Genomic DNA, 12,652 nt, shown 5'->3' on the forward strand with positions numbered 1-12,652 from the left:
CCGGAAAATACTTAATGGAACTATGTAATATATTAAAATATGATCGCTCGCTTTACCCTGGTAAAGCTGTGTTTTTTTATAAAACGCCTGACTCTGATTTTGTTCCTCTAGAGGCTGATATTAATAAAGTTCGAGGCCCTAAATCTGGTTTTACTGAAGCATTCACCCCGCAGTTTTCCCCAAAAAACATCTCACCTCAGGACTTAACACATAATAATATATTAACTCTAGAAGAGTGTTATGTACCTCCAAATGTGGAGCATATATTTTGTCGGTTTTCTTTGAGAGTTCAGGCTAACTCATTGGTTCCTTCAGGCTGTAGTGACCCAGATGTTTTCTCTTTATTAGAAGAGTTGGCAAAAACATTTAAAGAGTGCGGGGGCTATAAAGAGTTAGCGACTCGTTATTGCAGAAATATTTTGTTAGGTACATGGCTTTGGCGTAATCAAAACACCGGCAACACTCAAATTGAAATTAAAACCAGCAAAGGCAGTTGTTATTTAATCGGTAACACTCGTAAGTTAGCTTGGGAAAGTAAGTGGGCTTCTGATGATCTAAAAGTATTGGAAGCGCTTAGTAATGAAATTGAGAGCGCATTAACTGATCCTAATGTGTTTTGGAGTGCCGATATAACCGCGAAAATAGAAGCTTCATTTTGCCAAGAGGTTTACCCAAGCCAAATCCTTAACGATAAAGTTAAGCAAGGAGAGGCCTCAAAACAGTTTGTAAAAGCTAAATGTGCAGATGGCCGTTACGCTGTAAGTTTTAATTCTGTAAAAATAGGTGCAGCGCTTCAGTCAGTTGATGATTGGTGGGATGAGGATGCAAGTAAAAGGTTACGTGTGCATGAGTTTGGCGCAGATAAAGAAATAGGCATTGCCCGACGTCCTCCCAATTCTGAGCAGAACTTTTATTCTATTTTCAAAAATACTGAATGGTATTTATCAGCCCTTAAAAATTGCATCACTAATAAAAATGAAAATATAGACCCAGCTATTTATTATTTATTTTCTGTATTGATTAAGGGCGGAATGTTCCAGAAAAAAGCAGAGGCTAAAAAGGCGTAGTTATGAAAAGGTATTACTTCACAGTCCACTTTTTACCTAAACAAGCTAATCTAGCGCTGCTAACTGGCCGTTGTATTTCTATCATGCATGGGTTTATTTTGAAATATAATATTGAAGGAATAGGAGTTACGTTTCCTGCGTGGTCTGATTCATCAATTGGCAATGTAATTGCTTTTATTCATAAAGACATGGAGATTTTAAACAGCCTTAAAGAGCAGACGTATTTTGTGGACATGCAAGATTGTGGCTTTTTTAAAGTAAGCCAAGTTTTAGCCGTTCCTGACAGTTGCGAAGAAGTACGTTTTATACGTAATCAGGCTGTAGCAAAAATATTCACAGGTGAAAGTAGAAGAAGATTAAAGCGCCTGCAAAAAAGAGCCTTAGCAAGAGGTGAAGATTTTAATCCTAAAAAGGTCGAAGCTCCCCGAGAGATTGATATTTTCCATAGAGTCGCTATGACTAGTAAGAGCTCACAAGAGGATTATATTTTGCATATTCAAAAGCAAGATGCCGGCTGCCAAGCAGAACCTATTTTTAGTAATTATGGGCTTGCCTCAAATGAAAAGTTTAAAGGCACGGTTCCTGATTTATCATCCTTAATAGAAAGTAATTAACCTTTATTTATAACGTTATCATAAATCATTGATACTAAAACTCTCTGAGTAAGCATATAAAAATATGGGTAAAATTGAATTTGCTTTTTAATTACATGAATTATATAAATAAGATTAGCTATCTTTATAGTGACCTGCCGTATAGGCAGCTGAGAATGCATACAAAAGGCGTTGTAGTCCTGGATACAAGTGACCTGCCGTATAGGCAGCTGAGAATATAAGCCAATACGCCAGCAAACACGGGTTATTGTGACCTGCCGTATAGGCAGCTGAAGATAAAAATAATCGATTCGATGCTTAAGTTAATGTAATTCTGCCGGAAAGGCAGTGAGTAAAAGTTTAAAAACCAGCCTTAAGTTAGAAGGCTGGTTTTTAATTTAAGAATTAGAAATATATTTAAGATTACAGACTCTATTTTTAGAGAGTATTAAGTTCCCCAATTAATGATATTGGTGGTATTGCGCTGTAAGCTCGAAGATTCTAATATCAAGCTACATCAAAAAACATCTGAGATTTTTTAATTCAAGCATTATAACCATGGTTGAGGCTGTCTACAGTTTTTTTGATCAACACCCGTCCGGCAATAGTGTTAACAAACGTCAAAGGCATTTCTGAACTAAATTGCAAAGAGCGTGTATTTAGCCATGTGTTCCACCGTTCAACACTCTCAAAGTAATCAATACAAGCCGATGCCAAATGAGCTAATTCAACGATATTTTCACTTAAGGTTACATTTAAACGTTTATGTTCTTTTATATAGCGTTCAAAAGCTTTTGTATTTGTACCAATCGCCTTAGTAAACGATTGCAGATCCCAGCGTAACTCAAGTCTAAACTTCTCAACACAGTTTATATCTAAGCCACGCTGGATCAATTCAATTTCATCCAAAGGGTTTGAGTTTAAATTAATTTTTCTATCGCTGAGCATCTCTACAAATTTACGATTAGCACTAAGTTGAATATAGCTAGGCATACACATCTCTAAGCTTGCTAAAGTTATACTTAATATAGCATCTCAAGTAACTGGCTGATAGTCGGTTTACAACTGTTAGTTCAACTAAAACAAAGCGGTCATTGAGTTATCACGTGCTTCTATCATACTCGCCAAAGCTTGTTGATATTGAAGCCCACACGCCCAACTCATCGACTTTTATATTCATTATATTTATAATCTGGACCGGTTTTTATCAATGCTAACAAACAAATTGGGCATACCTAAACTTACTCAGTTTAAACAGAAGGAACGACTATAATGAGTACAATTGAAGCTGCTGTGATGGGCTCAAAGAAAATAGAAAAAATTCTTAAAGATCAATTTCAAGCTGAAGGTAGAGGACTTCATGAATTGCTAACCTCGGTGGAGAGCCGTATTCCTGCTGATATTTTGAAACAGGCGAGATACATAGCTTCTGTTAGAAATAAAGTTGTGCACGAAGATGGTGATATAGATGACATCTCAGCATTTAAAAATACGGTGGAAGAAGTCACTACGGGGCTTGAGAAGGTGCTTTTCATAGAAGAGAGGGAGGCAGCTGCTCGGCGCCAGCGGGAAACGGTAGAAATCAAAACGGCTAGTCCACAACCCGTTGCATTTGAGACTAAGCTATTGCTCGGAATTTTCGGTTTGATAGCTCTGGTTAGTCTCACCGTGTGTATGAAACTAAAGCAGGATCTCGACAAGGTAAAAAAATCACACTCTTCAATTGAAAATTTGGTTTCAAAACTAGAAAAAGACATTGAAACAAAAGACAAGATTATAAACTCACTTAAAACTATGCATGCCAAGATAGTAAAAGAAGGCAACATGCAAACGGCAAAAATCCAAAGGGGTAGTAGCAACACTAAACTAATTACTAGTTCACCAGCGTCCCAGACCTCATCAAAAAATTCATTGTTGACGAAAGCCATGAAAAGTGGCTCTGAATTCGAGCAAGCTAAGGCAGAGATAAAGGAAGGGCTTTTACAGACAATAAAGTCGAATATATCTTTATCTACCGGAGATCTAGAAGTTTCTCAGGAAAAAGGTGGGACGTATAGTATCAGGGTACCTGTTAGCTGGAATATAAATCCTAGAGCGCCACTAAAGCTAATTAATGAGTACTTCGATAGCTACAAAGGACGACCTATAGCATTATCCTCAGGACACATGAGTCGTGATAAAAACAGAATTGTTGTGTCTGAAAGTTATGCAGATTCATCAAGTTCTCCAAAGCCTTACTCTGGAAGGCTGTTTGATATAATGCAGAGTGTGGAAATAAGGTTGGTTGCTTCGCTTGGTAATAAAAGTTCGTTTATAACTATTGCAGGGAATGTTGATTGTCATGTGAGCTGCAGCTATTCTGAAAAACCTAGTAATTCTTGGTTGTTACTCACTCAAGGAGGCTTTAGGAAAAGTACAATTGTTATCAGCGGGCTAACAAAGAACGATCTCGAAAAATATGGCGAGCCTGTTATCAAGATAATTCAAGTCTAGAAGTTACTAAGGAGGCATGGGCTGCAATTTTGTGTAGCCCAGCTAGCAACCTGTCAAATTTTGCATCGGAAAATAATAATTGTGCCAACGCAATGAGAGCTGGTTTAATTGAGCATAAACTATGCTACCCACTATGTCACTGTATGGTTGTATTTTATGTCAGTTAATGGTTGCAGGTTTTTTGTAAGTTATTGATATGCCTATCCAGCGTATGTCACGCTTTGCTTGCAGCGACAATTTACCCATGTAAGAATCGTTATATTGGCTTGGATCTTAGGATCTAGCCTTTTGAATCTAGGATCTTATTACATTTTCATGTTAGAATTTGCGCAATTTTTTGGCATAGCAAAGTAGCACAGTAATGATCTTAGATGATATTCGCATTGTTTTAGTTAACACGTCACATTCGGGCAATATTGGTTCGGCGGCTCGCGCCATGAAAACCATGGGTTTATCAAAGCTTTATTTAGTTGATCCTGCTTGTGAAATAGACAGCCAAGCAAGTGCTTTAGCTGCAGGCGCAACTGATGTTTTAGGCAATGCAGTTATTGTAGGTACTGTTGAAGAAGCTATCGCTGACTGTACATTAACAATTGGCACAAGTGCGCGTTCTCGTACGCTTTCGTGGCCAATGGTTGAACCACGTGAATGTGGTGAAAAACTCGTTGCTGAAGCTGTAAATGGTCCTGTAGCGCTAGTATTTGGTCGTGAAAACAGTGGCTTAACTAATGAAGAGTTACAGCTTTGTAATTACCACGTATGTATTCCTGCTAATCCAGAGTATAGCTCGCTTAATTTAGCTATGGCCGTACAAACACTTAGTTACGAAACACGTATGGCGTTTTTAAATCAACAACCTAAAAAGGTTGAAGAAGACGATGCAGTTTACCCAAGCTCAAAACAAACAGAACTGTTTTATGAGCACCTTGAAGAGACGCTTTTCAAAACCGGTTTTATTATCAAACAGCACCCTGGGTTAGTTATGACTAAATTACGTCGTTTATTTAACCGAGCTCACCCTGAAGATGCCGAAATGAATATTTTACGCGGTATTCTCACTTCAATTAATAAGTCTATCCCTAAGTAACTTAGGTATAGCTATTAGTTATAAAAACCAATGGGTAAATAACTAGCTAATACTTGACTAAAATACTCAGGTAATTACAATGGCTGTAATACTTGACCAAAGAGGTCAAGTATTGAAAGTTTGTTAACTCTACAATTTAAAAAGTAAGAGTTTATAAATCAAATTTTTATCAAGTGATAATACTTGACTAATTTACTCTGGTAATTAAAATTTGCACTCTTTTGTGCAGGGGGCGTTATGAAGTTAACATCAAAAGGCAGATATGCCGTTACAGCTATGCTGGATGTTGCACTACACACAGGTGTAGGTCCTGTAGCCCTTGCTGATATTTCACAAAGACAAGAAATTTCTTTGTCTTACCTTGAACAATTATTTGCTCGTTTACGTAAAAATGGCCTAGTAAGTTCTGTTCGTGGACCTGGTGGTGGTTATTTACTAGGGCGTGAAGCGAGCGTTATCTCTGTTGGCGATATTATTAGCGCCGTAGACGAATCGGTCGATGCAACACGTTGCCAAGGTGCCGATACCGGCTGTCAGAGTGGTATGCGTTGTTTAACACATAATTTGTGGTCAGACTTAAGCGCACGCATAGAAGAATTTTTGAATAATATTACCCTTGCTGAATTGGTGGAAAAATCAGATGTGAAAGAAATAGCATCGCGCCAAGATAACAGTATCAATAATGCAATTAAGCAGTTGGAAAACATTCAAGTAAGCTGTCAACTTTAAGGTTGACCTGCAGCGGAGAGAGAAATGAAGTTACCGATTTATTTAGATTACGCAGCGACCACGCCTGTTGATGAACGTGTTGCTAAAGAAATGATGCAGTGCCTGACAATGGACGGTAAGTTTGGTAATCCTGCGTCACGCTCACACCGTTTTGGTTGGCAAGCAGAAGAAGCTGTTGACCAAGCGCGTACAGATATTGCTGATTTAATTAATGCAGACCCACGTGAAATTGTTTTCACATCGGGTGCAACAGAATCAAATAACCTTGCTATTAAAGGTGCAGCACAGTTTTACAAGAAAAAAGGTAAGCACGTTATTACCGCTAAAACTGAGCATAAAGCTGTAATCGACACATGTCGTGAGCTTGAGCGCCAAGGTTTTGAAGTAACTTACATGGACGTTGAAGAAAACGGCCTACTTGATTTACAAAAACTTGCCGACACAATGCGTGACGACACAGTACTTGTAAGCATCATGCACGTTAATAACGAGCTAGGTGTGATTCAAGATATCGCGACTATTGGCGAAATGTGTCGCGAACGTAAAATTATGTTCCACGTAGATGCAGCGCAAAGCGCGGGCAAAGTATTAATCGACGTGCAACAGCTTAAAGTTGATTTTATGTCGTTCTCTGCACATAAAGTGTATGGCCCTAAAGGTGTTGGTGCACTTTACGTTCGTCGTAAACCACGTGCTCGCCTTGAAGCGCAAATGCACGGTGGCGGACATGAACGCGGTATGCGCTCTGGTACACTAGCAACTCACCAATTAGTGGGTATGGGTACTGCGTTTAAAATTGCTAAGCAAGATTTCGAAAAAGATCACGCACACATCAGCGCCTTACGTAATCGTTTAATCGACGGCATTATGGCTGATATGGACGAAGTATACTTTAACGGCACACAAGACCAATCAGTACCGGGTATTGTAAACATCAGCTTTAACTTTGTTGAAGGTGAGTCGTTACTTATGGCAGTAAAAGACATTGCAGTATCGTCAGGTTCAGCCTGTACATCTGCAAGCTTAGAGCCTTCTTATGTATTACGTGCACTTGGCCGTAACGACGAATTAGCACATAGCTCAATTCGTTTTAGTATTGGTCGCTTTACTACCGAAGAAGAGATTGATTACACCGTCGAATTAATGAAAAACTCTATCGGTCGCCTACGTGAGATGTCTCCACTTTGGGAGATGCATCAAGAAGGTATTGATTTAGATTCAGTTGAATGGGCTCACCACTAATAGTGTGAGCACATACCCTAGCAGGTAATGAGGATAGAATAATGGCTTATAGTGATAAAGTAATCGACCACGTAGAAAACCCACGTAACGTAGGTACTCTAGATAAGAACGATCCGTCAGTGGCAACGGGTATGGTAGGCGCACCAGCATGTGGTGACGTAATGAAACTGCAAATTAAAGTATCTGCCACTGGCGTTATTGAAGATGCAAAATTCAAAACCTACGGTTGTGGTAGCGCAATTGCTTCATCTTCACTTGTAACAGAGTGGGTTAAAGGCAAAACGCTAGACGAAGCAGCGACAATTAAAAACACTGATATCAGTGCAGAGCTTGAGTTGCCACCAGTGAAAATTCACTGTTCAATTTTAGCCGAAGACGCAATTCAAGCAGCAATTGCAGACTACAAAAGCAAACAAGCGAAGTAAGAAGAGAAACTCATGGCAGTGACATTGACAGATGCGGCAGCAAACCGCGTACAATCATTTTTAGCAAACCGCGGTAAAGGTTTAGGCCTGCGCGTTGGCATTAAAACGACGGGCTGTTCAGGTCTTGCTTATGTACTTGAGTTTGTTGACGATTTAAACGAAGACGATGAAACTTTTGCGGCTAAAGGTGTCACATTAATTGTTGACGCTAAAAGCTTAGTTTACATCGATGGCACAGAGCTCGACTACACTAAAGAAGGCTTAAATGAAGGGTTTAAATTTAATAACCCGAATCAAGCAGATGAGTGTGGTTGTGGCGAAAGCTTTACCGTTTAAGCTTTAAATATCTTTGTAGTATAAATAAGCCCTGCCAGTTAATGTAGGGCTTTGTTATTTCTGAATATTATTGGTTGAAGTTATGCGTTACTTTGAATTATTTGCAGTCCCCGTTGATTACAATATTGATTTAGCAACGGTTAACAAGCACTACTTGGAATTACAGCGTACTGTACATCCCGATCGCCACGCGAATGCGAGCAGCCGCGATAAGTTAATGGCTGTGCAAAGCACTGCCGAAATTAACGATGCGCTACAAACGTTAAAGCACCCAGTAAAACGTGCCGAATATATGTTGAGCGAGCTAGGCGTTGATATTCGTGCAGAGCAGCAAACCTTGCAAGATCCAATGTTTTTAATGCAGCAAATGGAACTTCGCGAAGAACTTGAAGAGCTAACATCAGCTAGCGATCCTGATACCGCCATTGCAAATTTTGAAAAACAAATTAAGCAATTAAACGCGCAATACAGTGCACAACTTGCTGAGCAATTAGCAAGTAACGATGAGCAGCAATATCAACTTGCCGCAGATAATATTCGTAAACTGAAGTTTGTTTATAAGTTACGTGAAGAACTAGAGCGTATCGAAGACAGTTTATTTGACGATTAATTACTTGCTGCAAAGCGAGCAACACGAGTTTAAAGAGCATTATGGCATTATTGCAAATTGCTGAGCCGGGGCAAAGCGCGGCACCACACGAACATAAACTAGCAATTGGTATTGACCTTGGTACAACTAATTCATTAGTTGCAACAGTGCAAAGCGGCGAAGCCCGCACGTTAACTGATGATCTTGGCGCGGCTATGTTACCGTCGGTTGTTCGTTATCAAGCAGGCGGTATTACTGTTGGCGCAGAAGCTGCACAAGCAGCAACGCAAGACCCTGCTAACACACTTATTTCGGTTAAGCGTTTTTTAGGTAAAACTCAGGCTGAAATAGAGCAAAGTTATGGGCAACTACCGTATGAATTTTGTGAGCACAATGGTGCGCTAGCAATAGAAACTGCGGCAGGTAAAATTAGTCCAATTAAAGCATCAAGCCATATTTTAGCTGCATTAAAAGCACGAGCTGAGCAAAGTTTTGGCAACCAAGAAATTTTAGGGGCTGTAATCACAGTACCAGCGTACTTTGATGACGCACAGCGCCAAAGTACTAAAGATGCCGCAGAGCTTGCTGGTATTAACGTACTACGTTTATTAAATGAACCAACAGCAGCAGCAGTCGCTTATGGTTTAGACTCTGGCCAAGAAGGTATTATTGCTGTTTATGATTTAGGCGGTGGTACGTTCGATATATCAGTACTTAGATTACACCAAGGTGTGTTTGAAGTAATGGCAACCGGTGGCGACTCTAGCCTCGGCGGCGATGACTTTGATTCGCTCCTTGTTGATTACTTTAAGCAGCAAACAGGTGTGTCAGCATTATCACCTTCAGTTTTACGTTTATTTATCAATAAAGCAAAAGCGTGTAAAGAAGCATTAAGCCAATACGCTAAAGTAAACGTGGGCCTTGAGTTTGACGATCAAAAATACACCGTTGAAGTAACGCGCGAAACGTTTGATGAAATGGCTATGCCACTAATTAAAAAAACGCTGCGCTCGTGTCGTCGTGCTGTAAAAGATGCTGGCATTGAAAATGAAGAAGTGCTGCAAGTTATTATGGTAGGCGGTTCAACCCGTATGCCATTGGTACGTAGCCAAGTACAAAGCTTTTTTGATAAAGAGCCGCTAACTTCAATCGATCCTGATCGTGTTGTAGCCTTAGGTGCCGCGCTTCAAGCCGACGTGTTAATTGGCAATAAGCCCGATTCTGACATGTTATTGCTTGATGTATTACCGTTATCGCTAGGCCTTGAAACGATGGGTGGTTTGGTTGAAAAAATCATTCCGCGTAATACAACGATTCCGGTAGCACGCGCACAAGAATTTACAACGTTTAAAGACGGTCAAACAGCCATGTCATTACATGTGCTGCAAGGTGAGCGTGAGCTTGTTGATGATTGTCGATCGCTTGCTAAGTTTAGCTTAAAAGGTATTCCACCAATGGCGGCAGGCGCTGCGCATATTCGTGTAACCTTTAAAGTTGATGCTGATGGCCTATTAAGTGTTTCAGCTATGGAAAAATCAACAGGTGTACAAGCTGAGATTCAAGTTAAGCCTTCGTTTGGTTTATCTGATGACCAAGTAGCTAACATGCTAAAAGAATCAATGAGCAACGCTAAAGGCGACATGCAAGCGCGTATGCTTAAAGAGCAACAAGTAGAAGCGTTGCGTGTTATAGAAGCGCTTAACGCATCACTTGAAGCCGATGGTGCATTACTTGACGATATGCAACTAGCTAACTTACGCGCTGAAATTGCAGAACTGGTAAAAGTGCGCGAAAATGCACAAGAGCCTGGCGAAATTAAAGCAGCTATCGAAAAAGTCGATAATGCGAGTAGCGACTTTGCATCGCGTAGAATGGATGCATCAATTAAAAAGGCCCTTACAGGGCAGTCAGTAGACAACATTTAAGAGAGATTAGAATGCCACAAATTGTTTTTCTTCCACATCCTGAATTATGTCCTGACGGCGCTGCAATTGAAGCTCCTACAGGTCAAACGGTACTCGACGCTGCGCTTAAAAATGGTATTAGCATTGCGCATGCTTGTGAAAAGTCTTGTGCATGTACTACGTGTCACTTAGTGATTCGTGAAGGATTTGACTCACTTGAAGAAAGTGATGAGCTAGAAGACGACATGCTAGATAAAGCATGGGGCTTAGAGCCTGAGTCACGCCTTGGTTGCCAAGCAATTATAAGAGATGAAGACCTAGTGGTTGAAATACCTAAGTACAATCTCAATATCGTTAATGAAGAGCACTAGTTTTTAACGATGTATATATTAAAAGCCGCTGTTTGATACAGCGGCTTTTTTGTTTGTGAATTGTAGGCGTGACAAGCAAAGCTCGTATGTTATTTTGTAGACGCAAAGCTTGCTGGCGTTATGTGTTTTAACTCTAGGTTATAAATATAGAAGCTGCGCTTCTCACGTGAGCAAAGATCCTAAAATGTTAGCCTTGGCTCTATGCCACGCATTAAAAGCTAACACCTTAAAACGTAATTTTGGAGGTTTATTTTGAGTAATCTTATTTTTTCTGACTCATTTATTAACGGCGAATTTTATAAAACTGATACGCGCTTTAGCGTTAACGATCCCGCTACCGAAAAAAGTATTGTTGAAGTAAGCGATATTGACGAGCAGGGTGTAAATAGCGCAATAACCGCAGCTCAAGGGGCTTTTGTTAAGTTAAAAACGACAAATGCCACTGAGCGAAGCGAAACCTTGATGCGCTGGTATGAGCTAGTAATAAAACACAAGCAAACACTTGCAGAGCTAATGACCAAAGAGCAAGGCAAGCCACTCAAAGAATCTCTTGGTGAGATTGATTACGGTGCAGGTTTTATCAAATGGTTTGCAGAAGAAGCCAAACGTAGTTACGGAGATGTAATTCCGCCAACAGATGACTCGCATCGTTTAACTAGCTTTAAGCAGCCTGTCGGTGTTGTAGCGGGTATAACGCCGTGGAACTTTCCTATTGCTATGGTTACTCGTAAAGTAGCGCCAGCCTACGCTGCGGGCTGTAGCTTTATACTCAAACCTTCTGAACACACGCCACTTTGTGCTATCGCACTTGCTTACTTAGCTGATCAAGCTGGTTTTGTTAAAGGTGCATTTAATGTAATGGTTTCTCAAGATGCCAAAACAGTAGGTAAAATGCTGACTGACTCAGAAGTTGTGCGTAAGTTTACATTTACCGGTTCTACCGGTGTAGGTAAGCAGTTGCTATCGCAATGTGCTGACACAATTAAGCGCACCTCGATGGAGCTTGGCGGTAATGCACCTTTTGTTATTTTTGATAATGCCGACTTAGATGAAGCTGTTGAAGGGCTAATGGCGGCTAAATTTAGAAACAGTGGGCAGGCATGTGTTGCTGCAAACCGTATTTTTATACAACGTAATATTCTCGACAAAGTACTGTCAAAAATCACGCCTAAGGTTGCAGCGTTAAAAGTGGCAAATGGTTTTGAAGACGGGGTTGATATTGGTCCGCTTATTTACCCTAAAGCCAAAGAGAAAGTACAGCAGTTAGTACAAGACGCACTCGATAAAGGCGCGACGCTGATTGGCGATAATAGTGACTTAGGTGGCAGCTTTCAAAATCCATTAATAGTAAACAATGTCACCACAAAAATGGATATTTACCACGAAGAGGTATTTGGTCCGGTATTGACGGTTATTCCTTTTGATGAAGAAAGTGAAGTGCTTGCACTTGCTAACGATGTACCATTTGGCCTAGCAGCCTACTTTTACAGTCAAAACATTAAGCAAGTCTACCGAATTAGTGAAGGGCTTGAATTTGGTATGGTCGGCGTTAATGAAGGTGTTATATCAAACCCAGTAGCGCCATTTGGTGGTGTTAAGCAATCTGGTTTAGGCCGAGAAGGCGGTCATCAAGGGCTTGATGAGTACTTAGAAGAAAAGTACGTGTGTATTAAAATATAACGCCCGTTAAGTTTATGAGCGCGAATTTACTTCGCGCTTTTTTATGACGTTAATATGGCAGATATATGAACTTTATCTTTTACTGTTGCTACACAGAGCACTAAATGCTACCTTTGGAGCCATATTTTTTGTTAAT

13 protein-coding genes are annotated in these 12,652 nt (G+C 40.2%); 12 read left to right on the top strand and 1 reads right to left on the bottom strand.

The window, feature by feature from the left end:
- The first annotated feature begins 14 nt into the window (after nt 1-14).
- Together csy3 and cas6f are read left to right on the top strand one after the other, a co-directional pair.
- A complete protein-coding gene (csy3, locus tag H5157_RS04140; RefSeq protein ID WP_182724203.1) occupies nt 15-1,067 on the top strand; it encodes a type I-F CRISPR-associated protein Csy3 in 1,053 nt (350 codons plus the stop codon).
- Nucleotides 1,068-1,069: 2 nt separating this feature from the next.
- A complete protein-coding gene (gene cas6f / locus H5157_RS04145; protein WP_182724204.1) occupies nt 1,070-1,681 on the top strand; it encodes a type I-F CRISPR-associated endoribonuclease Cas6/Csy4 in 612 nt (203 codons plus the stop codon).
- 522 nt (nt 1,682-2,203) lie between these two features.
- Here the strand turns inward: cas6f and H5157_RS04150 are convergent.
- Entirely contained in the window at nt 2,204-2,653 is a 450-nt protein-coding gene (locus tag H5157_RS04150) for an antitoxin Xre/MbcA/ParS toxin-binding domain-containing protein (protein WP_182724205.1), read from the bottom strand.
- Between the two features lie 279 nt (nt 2,654-2,932).
- On the opposite strand from H5157_RS04150, the gene H5157_RS04155 reads away from it, so the two are divergent.
- From H5157_RS04155 to H5157_RS04200, 10 genes are all read left to right on the top strand, one after another.
- The gene (locus H5157_RS04155; RefSeq protein ID WP_182724206.1) at nt 2,933-4,153 is read left to right on the top strand and encodes a hypothetical protein; all 1,221 of its coding nucleotides are present in this window, start codon (nt 2,933-2,935) and stop codon (nt 4,151-4,153) included.
- Between the two features lie 361 nt (nt 4,154-4,514).
- Entirely contained in the window at nt 4,515-5,240 is a 726-nt protein-coding gene (gene trmJ / locus H5157_RS04160; RefSeq protein ID WP_002958423.1) for a tRNA (cytosine(32)/uridine(32)-2'-O)-methyltransferase TrmJ, read from the top strand.
- 237 nt (nt 5,241-5,477) lie between these two features.
- Complete coding sequence (gene iscR / locus H5157_RS04165; protein ID WP_007586371.1) at nt 5,478-5,969, top strand: Fe-S cluster assembly transcriptional regulator IscR; 492 nt, start codon at nt 5,478-5,480, stop codon at nt 5,967-5,969.
- A gap of 24 nt (nt 5,970-5,993) precedes the next feature.
- A complete protein-coding gene (locus H5157_RS04170; protein WP_002958425.1) occupies nt 5,994-7,211 on the top strand; it encodes an IscS subfamily cysteine desulfurase in 1,218 nt (405 codons plus the stop codon).
- Nucleotides 7,212-7,252: 41 nt separating this feature from the next.
- Nucleotides 7,253-7,636 (top strand): Fe-S cluster assembly scaffold IscU, encoded by a 384-nt coding sequence (gene iscU / locus H5157_RS04175; RefSeq protein ID WP_002958426.1) that lies wholly within the window; start codon nt 7,253-7,255, stop codon nt 7,634-7,636.
- Nucleotides 7,637-7,648: 12 nt separating this feature from the next.
- Complete coding sequence (iscA, locus tag H5157_RS04180; protein WP_002958427.1) at nt 7,649-7,972, top strand: iron-sulfur cluster assembly protein IscA; 324 nt, start codon at nt 7,649-7,651, stop codon at nt 7,970-7,972.
- Nucleotides 7,973-8,054: 82 nt separating this feature from the next.
- On the top strand, nt 8,055-8,582 hold the full coding sequence (gene hscB / locus H5157_RS04185) for a co-chaperone HscB (RefSeq protein ID WP_002958428.1): 528 nt from the start codon (nt 8,055-8,057) through the stop codon (nt 8,580-8,582).
- Between the two features lie 41 nt (nt 8,583-8,623).
- On the top strand, nt 8,624-10,486 hold the full coding sequence (gene hscA / locus H5157_RS04190; RefSeq protein WP_002958429.1) for a Fe-S protein assembly chaperone HscA: 1,863 nt from the start codon (nt 8,624-8,626) through the stop codon (nt 10,484-10,486).
- 11 nt (nt 10,487-10,497) lie between these two features.
- Complete coding sequence (gene fdx / locus H5157_RS04195; protein WP_002958430.1) at nt 10,498-10,836, top strand: ISC system 2Fe-2S type ferredoxin; 339 nt, start codon at nt 10,498-10,500, stop codon at nt 10,834-10,836.
- Nucleotides 10,837-11,088: 252 nt separating this feature from the next.
- A complete protein-coding gene (locus H5157_RS04200; protein ID WP_182724207.1) occupies nt 11,089-12,516 on the top strand; it encodes an NAD-dependent succinate-semialdehyde dehydrogenase in 1,428 nt (475 codons plus the stop codon).
- Nucleotides 12,517-12,652 lie beyond the last annotated feature (136 nt).

This window comes from Pseudoalteromonas sp. SG43-3, assembly GCF_014164385.1.
Lineage (GTDB): Bacteria > Pseudomonadota > Gammaproteobacteria > Enterobacterales > Alteromonadaceae > Pseudoalteromonas > Pseudoalteromonas distincta.

Coding starts and splice junctions, on each gene's coding strand:
- csy3 (WP_182724203.1), top strand. CDS start 15: ATGGAACTATGTAATATATTAAAATATGATCGCTCGCTTTACCCTGGT.
- cas6f (WP_182724204.1), top strand. CDS start 1,070: ATGAAAAGGTATTACTTCACAGTCCACTTTTTACCTAAACAAGCTAAT.
- H5157_RS04150 (WP_182724205.1), bottom strand. CDS start 2,653: ATGCCTAGCTATATTCAACTTAGTGCTAATCGTAAATTTGTAGAGATG.
- H5157_RS04155 (WP_182724206.1), top strand. CDS start 2,933: ATGAGTACAATTGAAGCTGCTGTGATGGGCTCAAAGAAAATAGAAAAA.
- trmJ (WP_002958423.1), top strand. CDS start 4,515: ATGATCTTAGATGATATTCGCATTGTTTTAGTTAACACGTCACATTCG.
- iscR (WP_007586371.1), top strand. CDS start 5,478: ATGAAGTTAACATCAAAAGGCAGATATGCCGTTACAGCTATGCTGGAT.
- H5157_RS04170 (WP_002958425.1), top strand. CDS start 5,994: ATGAAGTTACCGATTTATTTAGATTACGCAGCGACCACGCCTGTTGAT.
- iscU (WP_002958426.1), top strand. CDS start 7,253: ATGGCTTATAGTGATAAAGTAATCGACCACGTAGAAAACCCACGTAAC.
- iscA (WP_002958427.1), top strand. CDS start 7,649: ATGGCAGTGACATTGACAGATGCGGCAGCAAACCGCGTACAATCATTT.
- hscB (WP_002958428.1), top strand. CDS start 8,055: ATGCGTTACTTTGAATTATTTGCAGTCCCCGTTGATTACAATATTGAT.
- hscA (WP_002958429.1), top strand. CDS start 8,624: ATGGCATTATTGCAAATTGCTGAGCCGGGGCAAAGCGCGGCACCACAC.
- fdx (WP_002958430.1), top strand. CDS start 10,498: ATGCCACAAATTGTTTTTCTTCCACATCCTGAATTATGTCCTGACGGC.